General features: G+C 66.6%; 12 protein-coding genes and 1 pseudogene. All 13 read right to left on the reverse strand.

Going from position 1 to position 23,604, the window contains the following annotated elements; translation table 11 throughout:
- Window positions 1-3: 3 nt before the first annotated feature.
- Window positions 4-2,817, reverse strand: a complete 2,814-nt coding sequence (locus ACEOAC_RS19235) for an ATP-binding protein (RefSeq protein WP_413628524.1) — start codon at window positions 2,815-2,817, stop codon at window positions 4-6.
- Window positions 2,817-3,551 carry a hypothetical protein gene (locus ACEOAC_RS19240; protein ID WP_413628525.1) on the reverse strand — a complete coding sequence of 245 codons (735 nt, stop codon included), beginning with the start codon at window positions 3,549-3,551 and terminating at the stop codon, window positions 2,817-2,819. Before ACEOAC_RS19240 ends, ACEOAC_RS19235 begins: the two co-directional genes overlap by 1 nt.
- Window positions 3,544-4,908, reverse strand: coding sequence for a hypothetical protein (locus ACEOAC_RS19245; protein WP_413628526.1), 1,365 nt, complete (start codon window positions 4,906-4,908; stop codon window positions 3,544-3,546). Before ACEOAC_RS19245 ends, ACEOAC_RS19240 begins: the two co-directional genes overlap by 8 nt.
- Window positions 4,909-5,044: 136 nt before the next feature.
- Window positions 5,045-6,223, reverse strand: a complete 1,179-nt coding sequence (locus ACEOAC_RS19250; RefSeq protein ID WP_413628527.1) for an alginate O-acetyltransferase AlgX-related protein — start codon at window positions 6,221-6,223, stop codon at window positions 5,045-5,047.
- A 15-nt stretch (window positions 6,224-6,238) separates the two neighbouring features.
- Complete coding sequence (locus tag ACEOAC_RS19255) at window positions 6,239-7,654, reverse strand: MBOAT family O-acyltransferase (RefSeq protein ID WP_234295795.1); 1,416 nt, start codon at window positions 7,652-7,654, stop codon at window positions 6,239-6,241.
- A gap of 25 nt (window positions 7,655-7,679) precedes the next feature.
- Window positions 7,680-8,348 carry an alginate O-acetyltransferase AlgF gene (locus tag ACEOAC_RS19260; RefSeq protein WP_413445299.1) on the reverse strand — a complete coding sequence of 223 codons (669 nt, stop codon included), beginning with the start codon at window positions 8,346-8,348 and terminating at the stop codon, window positions 7,680-7,682.
- Entirely contained in the window at window positions 8,345-9,016 is a 672-nt protein-coding gene (locus tag ACEOAC_RS19265) for an SGNH/GDSL hydrolase family protein (RefSeq protein ID WP_039876752.1), read from the reverse strand. Before ACEOAC_RS19265 ends, ACEOAC_RS19260 begins: the two co-directional genes overlap by 4 nt.
- A 22-nt stretch (window positions 9,017-9,038) precedes the next feature.
- On the reverse strand, window positions 9,039-13,115 hold the full coding sequence (locus ACEOAC_RS19270) for a cellulose synthase subunit BcsC-related outer membrane protein (protein WP_413628528.1): 4,077 nt from the start codon (window positions 13,113-13,115) through the stop codon (window positions 9,039-9,041).
- A complete protein-coding gene (bcsZ, locus tag ACEOAC_RS19275; RefSeq protein ID WP_413445724.1) occupies window positions 13,091-14,338 on the reverse strand; it encodes a cellulose synthase complex periplasmic endoglucanase BcsZ in 1,248 nt (415 codons plus the stop codon). Before bcsZ ends, ACEOAC_RS19270 begins: the two co-directional genes overlap by 25 nt.
- A complete protein-coding gene (bcsB, locus tag ACEOAC_RS19280; RefSeq protein WP_413628529.1) occupies window positions 14,331-16,643 on the reverse strand; it encodes a cellulose biosynthesis cyclic di-GMP-binding regulatory protein BcsB in 2,313 nt (770 codons plus the stop codon). Before bcsB ends, bcsZ begins: the two co-directional genes overlap by 8 nt.
- The gene (gene bcsA, locus ACEOAC_RS19285) at window positions 16,640-19,039 is read right to left on the reverse strand and encodes a UDP-forming cellulose synthase catalytic subunit (protein ID WP_413628530.1); all 2,400 of its coding nucleotides are present in this window, start codon (window positions 19,037-19,039) and stop codon (window positions 16,640-16,642) included. Before bcsA ends, bcsB begins: the two co-directional genes overlap by 4 nt.
- Window positions 19,036-20,511, reverse strand: a complete 1,476-nt coding sequence (gene bcsQ / locus ACEOAC_RS19290; protein ID WP_413628531.1) for a cellulose biosynthesis protein BcsQ — start codon at window positions 20,509-20,511, stop codon at window positions 19,036-19,038. Before bcsQ ends, bcsA begins: the two co-directional genes overlap by 4 nt.
- Before the next feature lie 759 nt (window positions 20,512-21,270).
- Window positions 21,271-23,585: pseudogene (locus tag ACEOAC_RS19295) on the reverse strand (ATP-dependent DNA helicase).
- Between the last annotated feature and the right edge of the window lie 19 nt (window positions 23,586-23,604).

Raw genomic sequence — 23,604 nt, forward strand, 5'->3', positions numbered from 1 at the left:
GCTTCAGGCATCCAGCCGCAGCCGCCGCTGCAACACCCCGATGGGCGGCGCCCAGCGGGCTTCACGCGGTTTCTTCGAGGTCACCAGCGTGATATCGGCCGGCTCGAACACTTCCACGTTATGCGTGATCGGGGTGGTCAGCACGTACTGGGCGCGAGTCGACTTGAGGAAGTTGCCGACCAGCTGGATGTTGCGCACATCCAGGTGGGCAAAGGGTTCGTCGATGAAGACGAAGCCACCCGGCATGTCGTCGTCCTTCAACAAGCCCACCAGCAGGATCAGCGACTTGATGACCTGCTGCCCGCCCGAGGCTTCGCCGTCGTTCAGGCCGATCTCGCCCTTGCCGTCGAAGTTGAAGCTGACCTTCAGCTCGGCCTGGCGCAGCACGGTATCGTCGTTGTCCAGGTGCGGCAGGTCGGCGCTGACGATCACGCCGGCCAGCGCACCGAGATCGACGATGTTCTTGCGATAGCGCCGCACGGTGGCGCGCAACACATCGATGTAGCGTTCGCGGGCATTGCCTACCGCTTCCTCGGCCTGGGCATTGCTGATCTTGCGCGAGTCCAGTTCGTTGCGCTGGTTGCCCACCGTGCCTTGCATGATGAGGTGCTTGTCTTCGACGGTGCCGTCCTTTTCCCACTGGCCGCTGTCGAGCTCGGTTTCCACCGCCGCCATGCGCAGTTCGGCCTGCTTGGCGTTGCTGTATTTCTCGTACAGCGCCTGCACGGCGTCGGCGCCGATCCAGCGTTGCGGGAAGCGCCCCTTCTGCGCCCGCGAGGCCAGCGCGCGGGCGCGCTGCTCGTCGTGGCGGGTGCGCCAGTCGCGCTCCTGGCCGGCCAGGTCGCCTTCGGTGTCGCGCAGGCGGCGCTGCAGGCCCTGGTATTTGCCGTCGATGATGGTGCGTTGCTCGATGGCGTCGGCATGCTGTGCATCCAGTTGCGTCCAGCGTTCGCTGGCGGCCACCCGGGCTGCGCGCAACGAGGGCAGCTGACGTCTGGCCTGCTCGAATTCTTCACTACGGCGCGCCAGTTCCTCGGCGGCCAGGTGGCCTTCAGTGGCTTTCTTGGCGGCCTCCAGCTGGCGCTTGACCTCGCTCTGCTTGAGCACGACATCAGTGAGCTGATCGTCCAGCGTGGCCAGACGTTTCTGGATCGAGGCCTGGCGCGAGGCCATGGCGGCGGCGCCGAACTGATAGTCACCCGGGTCGCGCCAGACGCTGCGTCCGCCCCGACCGTCGCGCCAGTAGGCTTGCGGCGTGATCCATTCGCCGCCCAGGCGGGCACCCTCGACGGTATCGTCCACGCGGCGGATCTGCGCCAGCTGGCGCAGCAGCCAGGACGGCGCCTTGGCGGAGAAACGCAGCACCGCCAGCAGGCTGTCCGCCGCCGGCTGGGCCGGTGCGTTGGCGGCGTCCGACACCACGTAGTGGCGATAGCGCTCGCGCTCGGCCAGGGCCATGGCGGCGGCTTCATCCTTGGGGTCGTCCAGCACCACCACCCAGCAGGAAGCGCGCAGCACCCCTTCGGCGGCGGCGCGCCAGTGGTCGTCGCCGATCTCGATGACATCGGCCAGGATGTGGTGCGCAATACCGGCCTGGCGCAGGCTGCGGCTGAACTGCTGCACGTCGCCCGGCTTGGGCGCCTGGCGCTGTCCGCTCAGGCGTTCCAGGGCGCCCTGGGCTTCCTTGCGCTGCTGCTCCAGGTCGCGCCAGCGGTCGTTCAATGCGCCCTTCTGCTGCTCCAGTTCTTCCACCCGTGACAGCAGTTGCGCGGCATCGCCTTCCACTGCCGACAGGGCCAGCAGTTCATCGGCCTGCTTGACCAGTTCCTCGACCGGCTTTTCGGCATCGCGGGCCTTTTGCTGGGCCTGCTGGGCCTCGGCCTTGTCGCGCTCCAGCGTGCTGACCTTTTCGCGGGCGGCCTGCTGTTGTGTCAGCAGTGCCGACAGCTGCAGCGCATCGCTGCTGCGCTGGCGACGCTGCTCGTTGTGATGCAGGCGCTGGCGATGCAATTCGCGCAGGCGGCCGGCCGTGGTCTGGCGCTCTTCATGCCAGCGCAGCACGGGGATCACTTCGGCGGCCAGGATTTCACGCTCGCGCAGCTTGCCCTGGTATTGCCGATACAGGGTCACGCGGCTGTCGAGCTGCGCCAGTTGCGCCTCGCTATAGGCCAGTTCCTGCTCGGCCAGCGTCACTTCTGCAGCGAGGTCGCGCTGGTGGCGACGGGCTTCTTCGTAGCGGTCCAGCACTTCCTGGTCACCGAAGACCTCGAACACCAGCCGCAGCAATTCCTTGGGCGAGAATTCGCACAGACGGTCGGTCTGGCCCTGCTCCAGCGCCAGCACGCGGGCAATCGCGCGCGACAGCCCGGCACCTTCCAGACGCTTGCGCCAGTGGTCCAGGCCCAGCCAATCCTTCTCCGGCAGTTGCGCCAGGGTTTCGATGGCGACATCGCCATCACTCATGCAGTAGCGTCGTTGCCAGTCACCTCCGTTGCGCTCGATGCGGCAGGCCAGCGTGACCTGATCGGCATAGAGCAGGTTGCGGGCGAACGGACGGGTGGAGGTCTGGCGGCCATGCGGACGGTTGTCCACCGTGGCGCGCAGCCAGGTGGTGTCGGCATTGGCGTGCCGGGCATAAGTCTTGTAGCTGCGCCCGCCCGAGCACTCCAGCCCGAGCAGGGTACGCATGGCGTCCAGCAGCGTGGTCTTGCCGGACCCATTGGGGCCAGCGATGGTGATGATGGAACCGTCCAGGGGCAGCGTCAGGCGCTGGCAATAGTCCCACTGCAGCAGTTCCAGCGATTGCAGGTGGAACATCAGAATTCTCCTTCTTCGTCTGCCGACTGCGCGGGCGTGGGTGCGGGCGTGGGTGCGGGCGTGGCCTGGTCAGCCGCTGCCGCTTCTTCACGGGCAGTGGCGCGGGCCAGCACTTCACCCAGGGCCCCATCGAGGATGCGCGGCGCCAGGGCGTCGTAGTCCAGCAGCAGGTCCAGCAAGGGGCCTTCGGCGATGTCGTCACCGCGTCGCACGATAAAGCCGTGGGCTTCCAGGCGACGCAGGTTGCCGTCCATGCGCATCTTCTTGCCCAGCTGCGTGCCGAAGTCGGCCAGCAGCGATCGATAGGACACCACCGGGCTGACCTCGGCGGCGCTGGGCATGGGCTTGTCGGTGTGGAACATCTCTTCCTGCTGCTCGCCGGCGTCACCGGCGGCGCGCGCCGACTGGCGCTCGCGCTTGGGCAGCACGATCAGCGACCACAGCACCACCAGCAGCGAGATCGCATCGCGTGGCAGGTCGATGTTGTTGTTGGCATTCATGCCGGCTTCGCCGAAGACGGCGTACTCGGCCGGGCGCACCAGCGCCACGCTGATATGGTCGGCGTGGATATTGTCCACCAGCCGCAGGCCCACCTGCGCCAGCCGGTCCTGCAGCGCCTGCCACAGGTCGGCATCGATCAGGGCGCGGCGCACGCGCGGATGCTTGCGCGGCAGCCAGCGGCGGGCCAGCAGTTCGGCGGCCAGCAGGCCGGCCTCGTCTAGGGTCTCACTCATTCGGTCTTTCCGGGGATGGATCTGGGTGGATGGCGCCGCCACTGATGGCGGCGACATCCGGGTCATCGATTTTCTCGACCAGCGGCAGGAAGCCGGCCTGCCATGGCAGGCGCGCCAGGTCGCCGGTCTGGCCCTGCAGGGTCTGCGCCTGGCGGTCGCCCAATAGCGGCAGCAACTGCAGGCGATAGGCGGCCTTGCCGAAGCTGCCGCCCAGTACCACGGTCGACAGCGGCTGCGGCTGCGGTGGTTCCGCGCCACTCTCTTGCGGCATGGCGCCCAGCCGGCCCAGCTGGGCGATCAGGTCACCCAGTTCGACCGGCATGCGCAGCGCTTCGATCTTGCCCTCCACCGCCTGGGCCGGGGGCGGCAGGCCTTGCGAGCGCTGCGCGTCGGGGCGGTCGCGTTCGAACTCGCCCTCGGCCACATCCAGCAATTCGTGGCCGCTGACGAAGACCGGCTTGACGCCCATGGAGAGCGCCTCCCCCATCAGCGACGACAGGTCGGAATGGCTCTGCAACCAGCGCCGCACGTCCGAACTGGTCACGCCGGTGCTGCCGAGCGTGACGCGCTGGCGGTCAGCCTGTTGCAGGGCGCGAGTGAACTGGCTGGCCATGGTCAGCAGACGGGCCTGGCCATTGCCCAGGGCGCGGGCTTCGCGCTCCAGGCGGGCGTCGGCATGTTCACTGCGGATCAGGGCGGTCAGGGCTTCGCCGGCGCGGTTGACCAGCTTCAGGGCACGTTCGAAACGCGGCTGGGCTTCGCGCAGCAGGGCTTCGGAGCCACTTTCGATGGCATCGGCGAACTGGTCGTGCAGGCGCGCCAGCTGGGCATGCAGGTGGCGGATCTGGCTGGCGTCGGACAGGCCCAGGGCCTGGGCCCCGGCCACCTGCGAGAGCAGCGCGGCCATCTCGTCGTCCTCGCCGACGGCGCGCGTGAGCGGTGCCAGCAGGGCTTGCACCTGCTGGGCGATGGGAGAGAGCTGGTAATCCTGGTCGGTGGCATCCCAGACCAGCAGGCCCAGGTCGCGCAGGCGCTTGAGCGCGGCGTCCATGGCCTCGGGTTTCAGGGCGTAGAACAGCTGGTTCAGGTCCTCGCGCTGCAGCCGCCCTTGCGGCTGGGCCGCCAGTTCCAGGAACACCCAGATGCGCAGGCGTGCCGCCGCCTGGCCACCGGAGACCAGGCCGCGCAGGGCGTCCAGCACATCCAGCCGCTGGCCCAGGCCCCAGGCCAGGGGCGCTTCGGCGGCCTGGGTGGGATCGCGGAAATAGCTCTCGAAGGAGCCTGATTCATGCTCGTCCGCAAGGGGAGCGGGGTCGAATTCTTCTGTCAATTTGTCGTGGAGGTTGGCCAGGACCATGCCTGGAGCCCGCCCTGCACAGTGGGCGGATCGGCAAGTTTAGCAGGCCCGGGGGTTGGCCTCCAGCAAAGCGGGTGGGAGAGCGGTGGAAGCGAGGAACAGATTATTGCTTACGAACAACAAACCACCTTGTCATTCATCGCCCCAGCCTGATCGCCTCATACGGCGTCTGCAGATCGCGCTCGGGGATTTCCCATACCACCAGCTTGGGCGGTGTCTGGGTGAAGGCAGGGTTGGAGAAATACTCGTTGGCGCTGCCGGAGAATTTGCCGCCATCCTTGGCGAAGCTGCCGATCTTCGCACCCAGCGCCTGCTGCAGGAAGCCCACGAAATTGGAATTGCGCGAGAACGAGGTGCCGATCAAGGCCACATTGGGCAGCTGCTGGTCGCCCAGCAAGTCGTCCAGGTCGTCGCCTCCCTTGGCGGCTTCTGCCGGTGCAGTCGGTGCAGGCCCCGCTGCTGCCACTTCCTTGAATTCGGTGGCCGCGACCTCTTCCGGCTGGGGTTGCCAGCGCAGTGGCAGCCAGTCCAGGCCGGCCAGGTGGACCAGGTCGCCGGGGCGGCGCGCCAGCGGGCCGGGCTGGGCCTGATAGGCCTGCGCCGGCGTGGGCTGCAGGCCGGCGGCACGCACCTGCGCGGCAATCACAGCAGCCGCGGCCTGCGCGCCGGTTTCGTTCCAGTGGGTATCGGTGCGCAGCCAGGCCGAGGCACCGAGCGGGGCCAGCGTGGGGGCCAGGTCGATGGTGCGCACACCGGCCTGTTGCAGGCCGGCGACCCACTGGGCGGCACGTGCTTCCAGCTGGGCCGGGCGCGACAGGCCGCACAACTGCGCGGCGGCGATGCGGCTCTTGTCGGGCACCACCGCCACCAGCAGGGCGATATCGCGCTGCGCCAGCTTCTGGCGCAGCGCGATGACGGCCTGCAGCTTGGCCTGTGCATTGGCCTGAGCATCGCGATGGACCTGCAATTCCTCGGTCAGGAACAGCCAGCCAGGGCAACCGCTGCGCACCCGGGGGCCGGTGTCATGCAGCAGCAGCCAGCTGCCGGCGCGTTCCAGCCGGGCGGCCTGTTCCGGCAGCCAGGCATTGGACAGCTGCTTGGCGATGCGATGGGTCAGTTCACCATGCAGGGCGTCGTCACGGGTCCAGCTGGCGGGCAGCCATTCGATCTTGCTGGCATAGACCAGCCAGCCACAGCCCAGCAGGCCGGCTGCCAGCACCACGGCCAGGACCAGGCCAGCCCAGCGGCTGGCGCGCCGGGCCAGGGCGCTGGGGGCAGCCGGCGTGGCGGGAGCGGAGACGGGAGGCGTGCTCATGGCGGACTCGCGGGATCAGAACTGGAAGTAAAGGAAAGGCACCGTCTCGCGGCTGGCAATCAGCGCGAAGGACAGCAGGAAGCCGGCCACCGGCCACAACCGGAGGAACCAGAGATACACCACGCTATCGGCCCAGCGCACCTGGCTGGCCTCCTGCCACAGGGGCGCGACGATCCAGAACAGGCCCAGCAGCACGGCCAGTGCCTGCACCGGGCGCAAGACCACGGCCAGTGCGTCGCTCAAACCCATGCCGTGCAGCCCGAACTGGCCGGCATACATGGTGGCGGCGGTGGCGAAGTCGGGCGAACGGAACAGGGTCCAGGCCAGGCAGACGAACAGCAGCGTGAGCACATGCGCCAGCCAGCCCGGAATGGCGGGCAAGGAGGAGCGCGACCAGGCGCGATCCAGGCACAGGGCCAGCCCGTGGGCCGAGCCCCAGAGCAGGTAGTTCCAGCTGTCGCCGCCATGCCAGAGACCGGCGATGGCCATGGTCAGGAACAGGTTGCGGTAGGTCTTCCACACCCCATGGCGGTTGCCGCCCAGGCCGATGTAGAGATAGTCGCGCAGCCAGCTGGAGAGCGAGATGTGCCAGCGCCGCCAGAAATCCTGGATGCTGCCGGCCAGATAGGGATGGTTGAAGTTTTCCGGGAAGTGGAAACCCAGCATCAGCCCCAGGCCGATGGCCATGGCGCTGTAGCCGGAAAAGTCGAAGAACAGCTGCAGCGAATAGGCCAGGCAGCCGATCCAGGCGTCCACGAAGCTGGGCTGCTGCAGGTGGAAGGCGGCATCCACCACCGGCGAGAGGGTGTCGGCCACCAGCACCTTCATGGCCATGCCGACCATGAAGCGGCGCGCGCCCAGGGAAAAATTCTCCCAGTTGAACCAGCGCTGGGTCAGTTCGCGCTGCACCCAGTCGTAACGGATGATGGGGCCGGCAATCGAATGGCCGAACATGGAAATATAGGTGGCGTAGTTGATGAAGCTGCGCTCCACCGCCACCGTGCGCCGATGCACGTCCACCAGATAGGAGATCGCCTGCAGCACGATGAAGGACAGGCCGGCCGGCAGCGCTACCTTCTGCCAGGCCAGCGGCATGGCGCCGTACTGGACCATCAGGTCGCTGATGGTGGCAGCGACGATGTTGGCGTACTTGTACCAGACCAGCACCGCCGTATTGAAGACCACCAGCGCCGTGAGCAGGCGCACGCGCCCTCGCCCGTCCTCGCGCGAGCGGTCCACCAGCAGGCCACCGACCCAGGCCACGATGGTCAGCACCACGTGCAGCGACAGGAACAGCGGGCTCAGCCAGCCGTAGAACAGCCAGCTGCCCAGCAGCAGCACGAGGTTGCGCCCGCGCTGCGGCACCACCGCATAGACCAGCAGGAACAGCGGCAGGAACAGCGTCAGGAATTCAAGCGAGGCAAAGACCATGGCGGCAGCGCAGTCGGGCGATGGATCAGTTGGCCAGCTTGTCGGTCGCCGCCAGCAGGCGCGGTCCCTTGTCCGACGGCAGCAGCAGCACGCTGTAGCGTTCGCCCGCCTTCAGTTCACCCAGGTCCAGCGCCGGGCCGGTGTTGGCACCGCCGCACACCAGTTGCACCGAGAGCTTGACCGGGTTGATCGAGCGCCGTTGCAGGCTGCCCTGCTTGACGTCCTTGAACAGGTCGGCGTTACGCCCGGCCGGGCGCAGTGCCGCCCCGGCGCAGGAAGCATCCAGGTTGAAGAAAGCCAGCGAGGCCTTCAGGCCATTGAAGTCGTCCGGGTTGTCCTGCACCGTCACCTGGCTGATGCCCTTGGCACCGGGCACCACCACCACCGTGGCGAATTCGCCGGGCTTGGCCTGCACGCCCAGCTCCAGGCTCCTGGCACCGACCGTGAGGGTACCCTTGATGGTCGACTTGGCCGTCACCGGGAAGAAGGACGAGACCGGCTTGGCCGCTTCCAGCTTCAGCGGCGGCTGGCCCTTCTGGGCCAGCACCTGCAAGGGCTCGGCAGTGCCGTTGACGAAGCGGATGAAGGCTGCATCCTCGGCCGGGCCGGTGGGATAGAGCGGGATGTCGGCAGCCAGCGCGCTGGCGCCGCACAGCAGGGCCGCAGCGGCGGCCAGTGCCTGCATCACCTTCATTTCTTGGCTCCCTTGCTGCTCACGGCGTCGGCCGGCAGCTTGGCCAGCGCGTCGCCGATGGCATTGCCCCAGGACTTGTAGCCGGCCACGGTGAAGTGCTGGCCATCGGTGGTGACCCACTGGCCGGGCTTGGACATGGTCAGCGAATCGATATAGGTGCAGGGCGCCACGTTGGAAGCCAGGAAGCGCGACATCAGCTGGGTGCGCGCGTCGTTCTTGCCGTACATGCCGCCGGCCTTGCCCCAGGCCGGGCCGACCCACGCACACTTGGTGCCGGTGGCGGCAATCGCCTTGGTCAGGCCGGTCACGCTCTGCCAGGCCCAGGCCTTGGGGAAGTCCGGCTTGTCGTAGGAGGCCATGGTGTCGCCGATGACCAGCACCACCAGATCCGGCTTGTCCTTGGCGATGAGCTGGCCGATCGGGGTGGTGGTGGCTTCGCGACCCTTGATCTGGATCTTGCCGTTGTCGACCTGATCAGCGCCGCAATCGACCTTCTTGGTGGTCAGCCAGTCGCCGGCGCTGGCGCCGCAGGCGCCAATGGAATGGACCTTGGCGCCCAGCTGGGTCAGCTTGGCGTTGAGGGGTTCGGTGAGGTGGTCGGCCAGACTCATGTGGCTCTCGCCAAGCACCAGGATAGTCAGACCTGCCAGAACGGATGCAGTAGCCATAGCGATATGTCGATAAAAAGGATCAGTTGGAATAAGGAGAACGGTACGGACTGACCGGCAGGGTCAGGAAGCTGCCCTGCATGTCCTCCAGCGTGTAACGCAGATACATGGCGACGTTGAGTTCGCGGAAGTCGCTCGAATTGTTCAGACGCAGCGCGCCACCGACGAACAGGCGGGGCGCAAAGCGGTATTCGCCGTTGCCTTCCAGGCTGTAGCCCAGGCCGGTCTTGGTCTGCTGCGCGTACTGACGACCACTGGCGGCCTGCAGTGCGGCATCGGTGGGGAAGTAGTCAGCCCCATCCTGGCGGAAATACTGCATCCCCACCGAGCCCTTGAGCTGGAAGGTGAACTTGTCGGAACGCTTGGCCCAGGTGACCGGCACGCCCAGACCCAGGTAGGCCTGCGGACTGAAGTAACCGCCATGCCCGTAGGTATAGAAGTTCTGGTTGTTGGCGTAGCTGATGACGGTGGCCGACACGCCGGCGGTCATCTTCTCGTCCTCGGCATTGGTGAGGTACTGGTAGGCACCGCCACCCAGTTCCACCCGGGTGTTGGATTCCACGTTGCGGCCGCGCAGGCTGTGCAGCGCGCCATAGGCGTAGACCCCGGTCTGGGCATCGTCCGAACTCATCTCGGCACGACCACCGTTGGCGGTCACGCCGCCCCAGGACAGACCGGCGCGGGGATCGGTGCTGCCGGCAAACGAGGTAATGCTGTCGTTGACCGCGCGGCGCGACACGTTCACCGCGAAGCGGTTGGTGCTGCTGCCGGGGAAGGACTGCTCCACGCTCACCCCGCCAACGATGTTGGGGTACTTGAAGCCACGTGGCGTGGTGCCGAGGTCGGCCTTGACGCCATCCTCGGGACGCTCGTAGGCCACTGCCACCCCGACGCCACTGGCGCTCTGCTTGCCCAGGCCGGTGGCGCTGCTGCCGCCACCGCCAAAGCGGCTGGCCGGTTCGTCGGTGAGGGTGCCGCCATCCAGCGAGACCGGCGTGATGCGTACGGCCACGCGGTCGTTACCGACGGGCATGTTCACTTCCAGCGGGGCCTCGATGTCGTTCATGCGGCTCAGGCCCGACTCGCTGGCATTGCCGCGCACCACCACGCCTTGCGTGACATAGGCGCTGCGCGATTGCAGGATGTCGTTCAGGGCGCGCTGGGCCGGGCTCAGGTTGTCCACGGCGGCGCCATTGGCGGACGGTCCCTGCATGGCCAGCAGGGCGCGCTGGGTGGCCGTGGCCGCGCCGGGCAGTGCGGTGGTGGGGGCGTTGGCGACGTTGGTATTTCTGGCACGCACGCCCGGCTGGGCCTGGGCATATGCCCCACCCTGCACCGGCGCTGCGGCCACCGGTGCGGCCGAACTGAACACCGGGCCCAGTGCGGTGCCATAGGCCGGCGCCTCTTGGGCTTGTTGTGCTTGCAGGGCCTGCTGCGCCTGCAACTGGCGCTGCGCCATGGCCGGATTGGCCGGCATGGGCAGTGTATCGACCACGGCCGGCGCGGCCATGGCCACCGGGCGCAGCATGGTCTCGGCCGGCGGCGGAATGGCGGCCATGTCGTCGCTGCCCGGCAGGCGACGTTGGGTGCGGAAGGGATTGATGGCCGGATCGAAGCCATTGCCTAGCGCCGCCAGCGTGCGCTGGCGCGCACCGTTCTCAATCGCCACGGCCTTGCGCAGCAGTGCGGTGGCCTCGCCGGTCTTGCCCAGGGCGCGATAGATGCGTGCTGCCTCGGTCAAGGTGGTGGGGTCGCTGCTGTCGAGCTTGCCGAACTGGTCCAGCAGCTTCAGGGCATAGGCATTCTCGCGGGCCTGTACGGCGGTGTCGGCCGCCCCCAGCAAGACGTTGGCGTCACGCGGATTGCGCTGCACCAGCGGCTGGTACAGAGCCAGTGCGCGCAGGTTGTCGCCGGCCGCATTGAACATGCGGGCCAGGGCGGCGATGGCGTCGTTGTCGGTGGGGCGCTGTGCCAGTGCCGGAGCCAGGGTGTCGTAGGCGGCGGCCAGGTCGCCTCCCTGGCGCAGGCGTTCGGCCTGGCGCACGCGGTAGAGGAAACGCAGGTCGTCGTATTGCTTGCGGGTGGCCGCATTCATGCTCTGGTTCTGCAAGGCGGTGAGCATGTTGTAGACCTGCGCATCTTCGCCCGCGCGCAGCAGGATGGAGGCGTATTGCAGGCGCGTATTGACCGAGGGCGTGGCCGGTGGATTGACCAGCGGCTGCATCATCGCCATGGCGCGCGGGGCGTCGCCGGCATCGACATAGGCCGATGCCAGGGTACCGGTGCGCTCCGGATTGCCGGCCGCCTGCGGCTGCACGCGATCCAGCAGGACCAGGGCTTCCTGGCGTTGACCGGTCTTGACCAGTTCAGTGGCGTGATTGACCTGGATGGTCAGTGTCACCTGGCTGGCCAGCTCGTTCATGGCGGCGGTACGGCGCTGGTCGGGGATGCGGCGCAGCGTGTCCAGGGCGTCCTGCCACTGCTCCATTTCCACCGACAGCAAGGCGCTGGCATACAGGGCTTCGACGTTGTCGCGGTGTTCGCGGGTGAAGTCGTCGATGGTGGTGCGCGCCTGCTTGGCCTGCCCGGCCTTGACGTACAGGCGGGCCAGGTCGAAGGTGGTCCAGACGTTGTCGGGGTCGTTCTTGACGGCCTCGCGCATGGCCGCCAGGGCGCCGTCGATGTCGTTGCGCTGCTCGGCCAGGGTGGCCTGCTGGCGCGCGCGCAGGGCACGCAGGCGCCCCTGGTCGCCGAATTCGTTCTGCTGCGCCGGGGTCAGCTGGTCCAGCAGGCGCAGGGCTTCATCAGCGTGGCCGGTCTGCGCCAGCACGTTGACCAGGCCACGGATGGCCGGCACCTGCTTGGGCTGCGCCGCCAGCACCTGGCGGTAATTGGCGGTGGCGGCTTCGTACTGGCCGGCACTGGCCTGGATGTCGGCAATGGCCACGCGACCGTCGAGGCTCTTGGGGTCCAGACGCATGGCCTGGGCCAGGGCGTCCTGCGACTGCGCGGTCTGGCCGCGTGCCTGCAGGTCACGGCCACGCTGGATCAGCAGCCAGTAGCGCACGCTGTCCAGGGCTTTCTTCCAGGACGTGCCGCCCCTGGCGACCGAGCGGGCCAGCAAGGGCTCGGCCTCGGCCAGGCGGTTCTGCTGCTGGCGGATGACGCCCATGCCACCCAGGGCATCGACGTCGTCGGGATGCGAGGACAGGCGCTCCTGGAAGGCCTTCTCGGCTTCCTGCAGGTCGCCCTTTTCCAGGGCCTGCAGGCCGCGTCCGACCACGGTCGGCTGCTGGGCGCCGGCCACCTGCTGGCGGCCCTTGGCCAGCAAATCGCGGATCTGCTGGTCGTCGGGATGGCTCTTGATGAATTCTTCGAACAGCGAATACTGCGCCGGCGACGGCGGCCCCAGCCAGGTCAGCGCCAGGCGCCAGCTTTCGTCGGCGTCGCCGCCGATGTCGGTCTTCTTCGACAGGCGTGCCAGCTGGCGGATGCCTTCCACGCGGCTATCTTCATGACGTGCCAGCTGCTTGGCGTAGAACAGCGCCAGGATGCTGTCGTCCGGGGTTTCGCGCAGCAGGCGTTCCATGCCCTTGCGCGCTTCGGGCCAGGCGGCATCGTTGAAGGCCAGGTTGTTGTAGTACTCCCGTCCTATCGTGCCTTGCGGCGTGAGTCCGTTGAACATCTTGCGGAAGGTGTCGGTGGCGCGATCACGTTCGCCGGCGTCGACCAGGCGGCGGGCTTCGGCCAGCAGGGCCTTGTTTTCCGGCTTGGCCAGGGCGATGTCCTGCGCCAGCTGGTTGGCCTGCCAGGGTTGTGGCGACAGCGCCTGCAGGCGGTCCAGGTACTGCTTGGCCTGCTGCGGCTTGTTCTGCCTCACTCCGACCAGGCCCATGCCGTAGAGGGCGTTGACCTGGTTGGCATCCAGTTGCAAGACCTTCTGCCACACCTCGGCGGCACGCTGCGAGTTGTCGCGTGCCTGCCAGTACTGGCCCTGTTCGATCAGTTGAGCCGCCAGCTCCGGCTCGGCCGCATGAGCGGCCACACCCAGCAGCGCGCTCAGGACTCCGATGGCTAGCGTTGAACGGCGCGCGCGCATGACTTCTCCCAGGACAAATTAAGCGTTCCGTCATCGCGGAACTGATAGCGTTTCTCGACCCATCCCAATCCGAACAGGCCCAGCATGACGTTGTAATACAGGATTTCGGGGCGCGGGTCAGGCTGCGCCAGTCCGTTCTCCAGTTGTTGCGTGACGGCACGTTGCAGTTGCGCCGCCATGGCGGTTTCACCCTTGGCGACCAGATAGGGTAACAGCGCGGCGCTAAAGCCGAACGGTGCCTGTCCTTCGGTCGCGCCCGTGGTCACCTGGACCTTTTCGGGCGGCACGCCGGTCGCGGCCAGGCTTTGGCGCATACCGTCCAGTGCCGCCAGCAGCGGCGCGGCCGCCGGATCGCGCGGCGAGGTCATGCCGGCCCACAGATACACGCGGATGGCGTCATAGCTGCCCAGGTCGCCCTTGGCCGGATCGACCTGGAACTGCCCGGATTGCACCGTCAGCATACGGTAGGCCACCCAGTCGGCCACGTAGCCGCGAGGCGCCGAGCCCTGGATCATGCGCAGCGTATTGTCGGCCAGCTGTTGCCAGGGACCGTTGGGCCGTTCCTTTTGCAGACGGCGCAGCAGCGGCAGCGGCAGATAGCTGGGATTGAGCGTCCACAGCGCATTGCGCTGGTTGAAGCCCTGCGGCCCTGGCAGCAGCATCTTGCCCAGACCGGGCAGGTCCACCACCAGCTTGGCTTCGATATTGTCCAGCAGGTCCAGCGCCTGCTTGCGGTATTGCGGCCGCTGCCACAGGCGCGCCGCTTCCAGCAGGGTATAGACGATCCAGAGATCGGCGTCGGAGGCCGAATTGGCGTCCTGCATCTGCCATTTGCCGTCACTGCCCTGCCCCCACAGCCAGCCCGGCAGGATCTTGCCGGGGTCGTTGCCGAGCATGTTGTGCAGGGTCCAGTTCCAGACCTTGGCAAAGCGCGTGGCATCGTTGGCGATGAGCGCCAGCAGCATGTGGTAGGACTGGCCTTCGGAGGTGGTGTGATTGGGCAGCAGGCTGGAGTGCAGCACCCGGCCATCGTCCTGTACATGTGCTGCAGTCCAGGATTGCCATGCGGGCCAATCCTGGACTGTGCAGTTCTGCTGGGTCGCGGCCAGGGCCGGCAGCCACGGTGTGGCGGCCAGCCCCCCCAGCGCGCCCAGCAGGCCAACCACCCGGCGCCGGCGCGGGGAGGCGGCCCTGTTCACTACCGAATGCCCGGCCTTACGCATTGAGGCGCTTTCTCGCCTTGGCGCGCAGGGTCAGGTATGCCAGGCCCCCCAGCAACAGGATGCCCAGGGCCACCATCAGGAACATGCTCACCACGTGCTGCGACAGCCACCAGCGCAGCATGCGCAGCGGCGACATGCTACCCACGAAATACTGTTGCTCGGCCAGCAGCGGTTCGATGCTCTCGCCGCGCACCGCCACCAGGCTACCCTGGACGGCGCCGGATTCGGCTTCCTTGCTGGCCAGGGCCGACATGATCTGCGACAGGCCCAGCTTGTCGCCACCGGCCAGCACCACCACGCTGCGGCTGCCGTCCAGCGGCGACTCGAAGCCGGTCAGGTAGGAGGTCGGGTCACCGCCCGAGAAGGCCATCTGCAGACGGGTGCGGCGCTGCGCCGCCTTCGGGTCCAGGCCCAGCCAGCCCCCCACGCGCAGTGCCAGGTCCGACAGGTCGAAGCGCTGCTTGTCGCCGGTCACCAGGGTGGGCAGGCGGTCGGCCCATTGCTTGAGCAGGGGCTGGTTCTGGCCCGAGGCCATCACCAGCAGATCCTTGTCGGCAAACTTGGCGATCTGCGCGGCCTGGGTCACGGCCACACCCGTGGCCGGGTAGCCGGTGGCGCTGCCGAAGCGGCCCAGCACGGTCAGGTAGGCGCCGAGGTCAGCATCGCTGGCGTTGTCCGGCAGGACCACGGCAGTCTCGGACAGATCGGCCATGCGTGTGAAGGGGAAGCCAGCATCCTTGAACACGCCCAGGTTGGGCATGGCCATGAAGTGGTCGTAACCGCGCAGGTCGATGGTGGACTCAGGATCGATGCTGCCGCGCACGTTGTCGATGATGATGTCGGCACACTCGCCCTGCTTCACGTAGTCATACATGTAGCGCAGTTGCAGGCGCGATTGCAGGGCCGCGGTATCCAGCGGCAGGCGCACGCTCATCTCGCGCTCCAGGGCATCGCTCTTGATGGCGGCCAGCAGGCCCTGGTCCAGCTTGTCGCGGGGCAGCAGCACGTCGGACTTGATCAGGCCGTCGTTGAAGCTGACGATCAGCGAGGAATTGCTCGAACGCGGCTGTGGTGTATAGCGATAGTGCAGGTCCAGCTTGGCACCGTCCTGGCGCCAGCTCGACAGCGCCGGCGGGAAGTTCAGCGGAATGGTGATGTCGCCCGGATTGTAGCCGGACACATTGAGACGCTTGGCATCGATCAGCTCAGCCAGCTTCACCGGGCGGTCGGTGGGCAACCAGTTGGGCGCATCGTAAGGCTTGCGCGGCGCCACCGGTTGCAGCTTGTCGATCACCACCGAATTGCCGGCCACCGCCTTGTTGCCCAGGGCGGCAGCAGCAGCGGCACGCTTGACCTCTTCGGCATTGCGGCCGGTCACCAGCAGCAGCTTGCCGTTGGGATCGTTGGGGTTGGTCACCATGGTCAGGGTCGGGCCCTTGGGGGCAGCGATTTCCAGTGCGCCGATCTGGCTGGCGCCTTCGCTGCTGACCAGCACCACGCCATTGCCCTTGGCCGGCAAGGCGTTGATCTGCGCCGGGAAGCGCGAACCACGATAGCTGGCCAGCGCACCGAACCAGGACGACAGCGTGCCGGCGGCTTCCAGGGTGCCATTGTCAGGTGCGGCGGCGAACACGAAGGGCAGGTTCAGCATGCGCATGTCGCGGCGGTCGAAGAACGGCAGCGGCATCATTGACAGGTCGTCCTTCATCGGCAGCGGCGTGGTCTGCAGGGCCAGTACCGACTCGTTGCTCACGCGCGCCCACAGGCTGGAATGCAGCGGGTTTTCGCAACCCATGGTGTAGTGACCGATGAACTGCAGGCTCAGGCGATTGAATTCGGTGATCAGCTTGCTCGGGATCTCGACCTTGCTGGTCTGCAGGGTACCGGCATTTTCCTTGGGCAGCGGGATGCTGCCGGCCACCACGTCGTTGACCATCACGTTGATCTGCGACAGATCCGGCAGCAGCGCCGGCGAATAGGTGTATTGCAGGGTCACGTTGGCGCCGGTCACCACCTGGTTGGCCGGGACGTCGAAACCGACGCTGTCGGTGGCATCGACGCCGTGCAGCGTGATCGGATAGCCACGGCCCAGTTGCGTGAGGCTGAAGTTGTAGGGATCACCGGCCATCGGCGAGGTGGCCGCACCAGTAGCACCACCGGCAGCAGAGGGAGCTGCAGGGGCCGCCGCGGCAGCCGCGAGGGCCTGGATCGGCAGGCTGCCCGAGGCCACTACGCCGGCCATGATCAGACAGATGGAGCGCCGACGGAAAGTCGGGTTCTTTCCTGGAGACTGCTTGTTTTTCATTGTTTTTCCATTGATTTGTCGAATGCCTGAACCACTACATCGGCCGGGACCGCGCCTGCCGCTGCTGCTACCGGAGCGCCTGCAGCCGTAGCAGCAGCTAGCGGTGCTGCCGGTGCCGCTTCCACCACCGGATCCTGCTTGACGGCAGCCGCCGCCGGCGGGCGCCGGGTATCACGCCACAGGCGCAGCTGGATCAGGGTGGCGCGGATGAGTTCCTTGATACCGTTCACACCGATCAGCGAGACTTCACGCAAGGCCTTCAACGGCGTATCGCGGCGGCTCTTGCCCCAGTTGTTGGCCCAGATGTCGGCGCGCGAGAAGGTCAGGCGGACCAGTTCACTGTTCTGGCGCAGGGTCAGCTCATGGAACTGGGCGCCGACCATTTCGCCACGGCTGAACACCACCACGGCCGGGAATTCCTTCTCCTGCTGGTTGCGGAACAGCGTCACATTGATGTGCTGGCCACGGGCGATCGTCACGCCCTTGGGCAGGCGCAGGCCAATGCCCTTCTGCGAAAAGTCCAGCGTGGTACCGCTGACCTCATTGCCATCGGCCAGCTTGATGCGCACCGGCAGCTCGGCGGCCACGCGCGGCTCGCTGCGCACCTGGCGGGTTTCGGAAGCCACCGCCATGGCGGCGCTGCTGATGATGACGTTGTACAGCGTCCAGGCCATGTTGATGAGGATGGTGGTCATCGCATTGGGGTCGCCCATCACCAGCTGCCAGACGCCGAAGACCATGCCCAGCAGGTTCAGCAGCAGCAGCACGATGTAGGGGCGCGCCAGCTTCCAGTCGAAGTGCTTGTCGAGGATGATGCCGCCCTTGTCGGTGACGTTGAAGCCACCCAGCTTGGGGTTCACCAGCGCCAGCAGCACCGGGCCGAGGATGTACCAGGCCAGCACGGTCTCGTAGACCTCGTTCCAGAACGAATGGCGGAAACGGCCCTGGATGCGCGAGTTGGTCAGGCTGGCGTGCAGCACGTGCGGCAGCACATAGGCCGTGATCATCAGCGCCGAGGCGTGGAAGATGTGGGCGCCGAAGAACAGATAGGTCAGCGGCGCGGTCAGGAAGATCAGGCGCGGCAGGCCATAGAAGAAGTGCAGCATGGCATTGAGGTAGCAGAACCGCTGCCCCAGCTTCAGGCCCTTGCCGCGCAAGGGGTTGTCGACCCGGAAAATCTGCGCCATGCCACGCGCCCAGCGCACCCGCTGGCGGATGTGACGCGCCAGGTTCTCGGTAGCCAGACCGGCCGCCTGGGGGATGGCCAGATAGGCGGTGTTGTAGCCGGCACGGTTCATCTTCAGCGCCGTGTGGGCATCCTCGGTCAGGGTCTCGACGGCGATGCCGCCGATCTCCATCAATGCGGTACGGCGCATGACGGCGCAGGAGCCGCAGAAGAAGGCGGCGTTCCAGAGGTCGTTGCCATCCTGTACCAGCCCGTAGAACAGTTCACCTTCATTGGGTACGGAACGGAAGGTATTGAGGTTCTTCTCGAAGGGATCGGGCGAGAAGAAGAAGTGCGGCGTCTGCAGCATTGCCAGCTTGGGGTCCTTGTAGAACCAGCCCATGCAGATCTGCAGGAAGGAGCGGGTCGGCACGTGGTCGGCATCGAAGATGGCCACGAATTCGCCATCGGTGACCTTGAGCGCTTCGTTGAGGTTGCCGGCCTTGGCGTGCTTGTTGTCCGAGCGCACCAGATAGTTCACGCCGATGTTGTTGCAGAACTCGCGGAAGTCTTCGCGACGGCCGTCGTCCAGCACGTGCACACGCAGCTTCTCCTGCGGCCAGTCGATGGCCTGGGCGGCGAAGATGGTCAGCGAAACGATGTCCAGCGACTCGTTGTAGGACGGGATGAAGACGTCCACCGTCGGCCATTCCGAAGGCGGCATGGTCAGCATCTGCGGCTTGCGACGCAAGGGCCAGGCGGTCTGCAGGTAACCCAGCGTGAGCACGATGAGCGAATAGATTTCGGCGGCCAGCAGGCCATAGCCGAAGATGATGTCGAGCCAGTCTTCGAAGGCCAGGGTGGAGGTGATGCGCCAGTACATATAGCGCATCGAGACGATCAGCGACAGCGTGATCAGCACCAGCACCGGGAAGCGGCCGGACTGCTTGCGCAGTATCAGCGCCGCCACGAAGCAGCCGATCGCGAAGATGCACTGGGTATAGAACTCCAGCGGCACCGACACCAGCAGCAGCGCCAGCAGCACCGCGACCAGCAGCAGGCCCAGCTGCAGCCAGCGACGCGGCCGCCGGGGCCGCGCTTCGAGGCGCAAGCCCCAGGTCTGGATCCAGGTCTGCAGGCGGTTGGAGGTGGGTGCGGCCGGGTCGGCGGCAGTGGCCGCCTGGCTGGCCTTGGAGGAACGGGATTGCGACTGCGCTTGCGGTTGACTCATGATGCGCGTCCACCTGCGAGGGCGGATTTGACGACCTCGGCGTGCAATTGCTCGCTGATGGTCCGGAGCTGGTCATAAGCCGGCGAATGCCCGGCCTTGATCAGCGGATTGAAGCCGTAGGCCAGGCCTTCGCTGATGGCGTGGTCCAGTGCGATCACGCCGGCCAGGCGCGACCCCATCCAGCGCTTGAGGACTTCCAGCATGTCCTGGCTGAAGGTACGGGCGGCGTTGTACTTGTTGACGATGTAGCGGCAGTTGTTGCGGCCATGCAGGGCCTGGCGCATATGTTCCAGCGCCAGGAAGGAACCGGCATCGGGGGTCACCACCGCCACTACCTGGTCGGCCGCTTGCAGGGCCTGGTCGAAGTAGGCGCTCTGCCCGGCCGGCAGGTCCAGCATGACCACGTCGCCCGGCTGCAGGTCCATGGCCTGCAGCTGACGCGTCAGCCATTGCGGATCGAGTGCCATCTGCCGGGCAATCCCGGCCTCGCCCTGGTGCGCCACCACGTCATGGGTGACCACCTTGGTGCCGGCGCTGCCGTCGCGCCAGGTGGCGCGCCAGTCGGGCGCCTCGGCGTGGATCGCAGCGGGCGCCGGACCGGCGCTGCCGGGTTCGGGCAATACACTCACGCCCAGGTGGTACTGCAGGGCATTCTGCGGATCGAGATCGATGGCGATCACCCGGCCGTGCCGCGCCAGCGCGCAGGCCAAGGCCGAGCCCAGGGTGGTCTTGCCCACCCCGCCCTTGGGCGAGACGATGGCAATGACCTGGGCCGGCGTGGAGGGCGTCAGGCTGGCCAGCGCATGGTTGGCGCCGGCCGCTTGTTTGGACTGACGCTGCTGGGCGACTTCACCCAGCAGCGAACGCAGCATGGAAGGCACGGCGGCATCCGCCACCACCGTGGGCATCACCGCCGGAGCGGTCGCTGTCACCAGCGCAGCCGCCAGGGGTGCCGGCGCGGGCGCGGGCGCGATGGCCTCACGCGTGACCAGGGCGGCGTCGGCCGGCTGGGGCTCGGGCGAATCCGATCGGGCTTGAACTTTGGGTTCAGCTTGAACTTGTGGCTGCGCCGGGACTTCCGCAGGCAAGGGGCTGGACGCTGGCGCCAGGGTCGACGAGACCAGCGCCGCCATGGGAGCGGGATGCGGTGCCGAAACAGGGGCCTCGACCTTGGCCGCCGCCACATCCACATCCACCACCGGTTCCATCACGGGTTCGATACGCTGCCGGGGCGCCACCGACTTGGCCACCACGATGGGCGGCACGCTCTTGACCACGGCCGGGGCAGCCTGTGCCACCTGCTCGGCCACCCGTTCAGCCTGCTGCTGGACTGCGGGCGCAGCCTCGACCACCACCTTGGGCGCAGCGGGCTTGCGCACCGGCTCCTTGTAGTCGATCGCGGCCTCGATTTCGAGATAGCCATCCACCGTTGCCCCGAACTTGCTCAGCAAGTTGGAGATATCGTTTCCCATTTCGTTACTCCCTGCTCAGGATCACGGGTGCCGGCTTTTGACCAGAGGCATCGGACCTGCCCTAAACCTTGTTAAAAATCGCCAAAACTTCTCAATTTTCGCCATTGGTTGGCTATATGCATCGTTCCGCTCTGTCGGCGGTCACTTTCCTTCGCGTGCTGCGAAGAAGTCCCCATGGGCCAGGATGAAGAAATGTTATAAAAACGACCACATTTCAGAGTTGTCATTAAAACAAACAAATCCTGATATCGCAACCTTCAATTGACCAAAAGTTGAAAAATTTCGTTAAAAAGCTGTTCAGTTCCCGGTAGGAAATGCTGAAGGACGAGGTCAGCATCTTATCTTTCTCGCAATGCTCTTGTCGCCTATTAGTGACACTTTGCAATTAAATCCGTCGCAGATTTGGCACATCTACCTGCACACCGCTCACAAATTTCCGACTGCAGATGAACAACATTTCATTGAGCGCCTGCTCTGGCGCCGGGCGACCGATGTGCTGGCGGCTCGTCGTCACCGGCGGCGGAAAACGCAACGCTATCGTATGCGATCCCAAAAACTTGTCACTCGGGAAAACCCTGATAGAGGCTGATCAAGCACAACCCGAATTGTCGGGGCGACATGCTGCGCTGTCGTGACTTAATCCAATTGCGTGACAATCAAGCAACATCACGTCCATCAAGCAACAAGTGGACCACGGAGGGGACGGGAGGTGGAGCGGAAGAGGAAGCAGAACAGAAAGTGGACGGGGAAGCAGCTGCGCTACCCCTGCCCCACCTGCCACCAGCCTGGCAACAGGGCCCGGACTTCCGGGCGGGCGAAGCGCTGGTCGATCAGCCAGACCGTGCCCTGATCGGTTTCGGTGCGGATGACGCGCCCTGCCGCCTGCACCACTTTCTGCAGTCCGGGATAGAGATAGGTGTAGTCATAGCCAGCGCCGAACAGGGCCTGCATGCGTTCGCGCAGTTGTTCATTGACCGGATTGAACTGCGGCAGGCCGAGCGTGGCGACGAAGGCGCCGATGAGACGCTCGCCCGGCAGGTCCACGCCCTCGCCGAAGGAACCACCCAGCACGGCAAAGCCGATGCCCCGCCCGCCGCAGGCAAAACGCGCCAGGAAGGCATCACGCTCGGCTTCGGCCATGCGCGGAGACTGTTGCCAGGTGGGAATGTCGGGATGCAGGCGGTTCAGCGCATCGCGGGCCTGCTGCAGATAGTCGAAGCTGGAAAAGAAGGCCAGGTAGTTGCCCGGCTGCTGCCGGTACTGGTGCGCCATCAGGGCGCAGATGGGATCGATGGACGCGGCGCGACGCTGCCAGGTGGTCGAGATCTCGCGCGCCACCCGTACCTGCAACTGGCTGGCGTGGAATGGCGAATCGACATCGATCCAGGCGGTCGACGGCGGCATGCCCAGCAGGTCGGCGAAATAATGCCAGGGTGCCAGCGTGGCCGAAAACAGCGTGGTCGACTGCGCAAAGGCAAAGCGCGGCCCCAGGAAAGGCGCCGGCACCACATTGCGGATGCACAGCAGGTTGTCACGCTGGTCGTGGCGCGTCAGGTCGAACAGCGAATGCGGGCCGAAGGACTCGGCCAGCCGGACGAAGGCCATGGCATCGAAATGAAAATCGCGCAGGGCCGGCTCCAGCGGCACCGCCACCTGGGCCAGGTAGTCGTTGAGGGTGGCGATGCAATTGCTCAGGGCATCGACCAGGCGCGCCGGCGGCGCCTCCAGCACCTGATACGGCAGATCCGCGCCCTTGGTCGCCGTGGTCCAGGCACGCGCCAGCTGCTGCAGCGGCCGTGCCACGGCGGGGGTGCCACCGCCCGTGCCGCGCGCAGGCCGGCGCGGCTCAACTGGGCGCTGTACATGCTGCGGGCGCGGGCCACCAGGTTATGCGCCTCATCGGCCAGCACGCTGACGCGCCATTCATGGGCCTGTGCCATCGCGTGCAGCATGGCACCGCCGTCGAACCAGTAGTTATAGTCGCCGACGATCAGATCGCTCCAGCGCGTCATCTCGCTGCCCAGGTAGTAGGGGCAGACCTGGTGCGCCAGGGCGATCTCCTGCAGCCGCTGGCGGTCCAGCAGCGCAGCCTCCAGGCAGGCCGAGCGCGCTGCCGGCAGACGGTCATAGAAGCCCTGCGCCAGTGGGCAGGAGTCGCCCCGGCACAGGCGGTCCGGATACTGGCAGGCCTTGTCACGGGCGCACAGCTCCAGCACCCGCAGCGGCAGGCCTTGGCCATCCCTGCCCGTGAGGATGGCGGCGGCGTCCAGCGCCAGTTGCCGGCCGGGTGTCTTGGCGGCGAGGAAGAGGATCTTGTCCAGTCGCTGCTCCGGTGCCGCCTTGAGCGCCGGGAACAGGGTGCCCAGGGTCTTGCCGATACCGGTCGGCGCTTGCGCCAGCAGGCAGCGGCGGCTGCGATGGGCGCGAAACACGGCCTCCGCCAGTTGCCGTTGACCGGGCCGGAAATCTCCATGCGGAAACGCCAGGGTCTGCAGGGCAGTATCGCGGGCGGCGCGATGCGCCAGTTCCTGCGCGGCCCAGCGTGCAAAGCGCTCGCACTGGCTGGCGAAGAGGCTGGCCAGTTCTTCGCGGGGCCGGGTCTCCTCGAAGCGGGTTTCCTGCTGGCTGCCGATCTCGAAGTACACCAGCGCCAGCCTGATCTGCGGCAGGTCCAGCTTCTCGCACATGAGGTGACCATAGACGCGCAACTGCGCCCAATGCAACTGCCGATGGTTCTCGGGCTGGCTGGAGAGCTGGCCGCGATAGGTCTTGACCTCTTCCAGCAGTTGCTGTTGCGGGTCGTATCCGTCGGCGCGACCGCGCACGTGCAAGGAGCCATGCTCGGCCGCCAGCGCCACCTCGCTCTGGTAGTGCTCACCGCGCCGGGCGGCGACGATGGCATGGCCGGCGATGCCCTCCTGCGCGGTGGGGGTGGGCGTGAAGCGCAGGTCCAGATCGCCGACCTTGGCGGTGAATTCGCACAGGGCCCGCACGGAGACGCGGTAGCGCGGCGCCTCGTCCGTGGCAGGCGCCACCGTGGATGCGTTGGTGGATGCGGCGGATGCGGGAGGCATGGAGAGTGCGGCAACAAAG

This window comes from Herbaspirillum frisingense, assembly GCF_047325095.1.
GTDB lineage: Bacteria > Pseudomonadota > Gammaproteobacteria > Burkholderiales > Burkholderiaceae_D > Herbaspirillum > Herbaspirillum frisingense.

Bases quoted from the DNA above. Each gene is read 5' to 3' on its own strand.
- bcsA (WP_413628530.1), bottom strand. From the start codon at position 19,039: ATGAGTCAACCGCAAGCGCAGTCGCAATCCCGTTCCTCCAAGGCCAGC.
- bcsB (WP_413628529.1), bottom strand. From the start codon at position 16,643: ATGAAAAACAAGCAGTCTCCAGGAAAGAACCCGACTTTCCGTCGGCGC.
- ACEOAC_RS19255 (WP_234295795.1), bottom strand. From the start codon at position 7,654: ATGGTCTTTGCCTCGCTTGAATTCCTGACGCTGTTCCTGCCGCTGTTC.
- ACEOAC_RS19270 (WP_413628528.1), bottom strand. From the start codon at position 13,115: ATGCGCGCGCGCCGTTCAACGCTAGCCATCGGAGTCCTGAGCGCGCTG.
- ACEOAC_RS19240 (WP_413628525.1), bottom strand. From the start codon at position 3,551: ATGAGTGAGACCCTAGACGAGGCCGGCCTGCTGGCCGCCGAACTGCTG.
- ACEOAC_RS19260 (WP_413445299.1), bottom strand. From the start codon at position 8,348: ATGAAGGTGATGCAGGCACTGGCCGCCGCTGCGGCCCTGCTGTGCGGC.
- ACEOAC_RS19235 (WP_413628524.1), bottom strand. From the start codon at position 2,817: ATGTTCCACCTGCAATCGCTGGAACTGCTGCAGTGGGACTATTGCCAG.
- bcsQ (WP_413628531.1), bottom strand. From the start codon at position 20,511: ATGGGAAACGATATCTCCAACTTGCTGAGCAAGTTCGGGGCAACGGTG.
- ACEOAC_RS19245 (WP_413628526.1), bottom strand. From the start codon at position 4,908: ATGGTCCTGGCCAACCTCCACGACAAATTGACAGAAGAATTCGACCCC.
- bcsZ (WP_413445724.1), bottom strand. From the start codon at position 14,338: ATGCGTAAGGCCGGGCATTCGGTAGTGAACAGGGCCGCCTCCCCGCGC.
- ACEOAC_RS19265 (WP_039876752.1), bottom strand. From the start codon at position 9,016: ATGGCTACTGCATCCGTTCTGGCAGGTCTGACTATCCTGGTGCTTGGC.
- ACEOAC_RS19250 (WP_413628527.1), bottom strand. From the start codon at position 6,223: ATGAGCACGCCTCCCGTCTCCGCTCCCGCCACGCCGGCTGCCCCCAGC.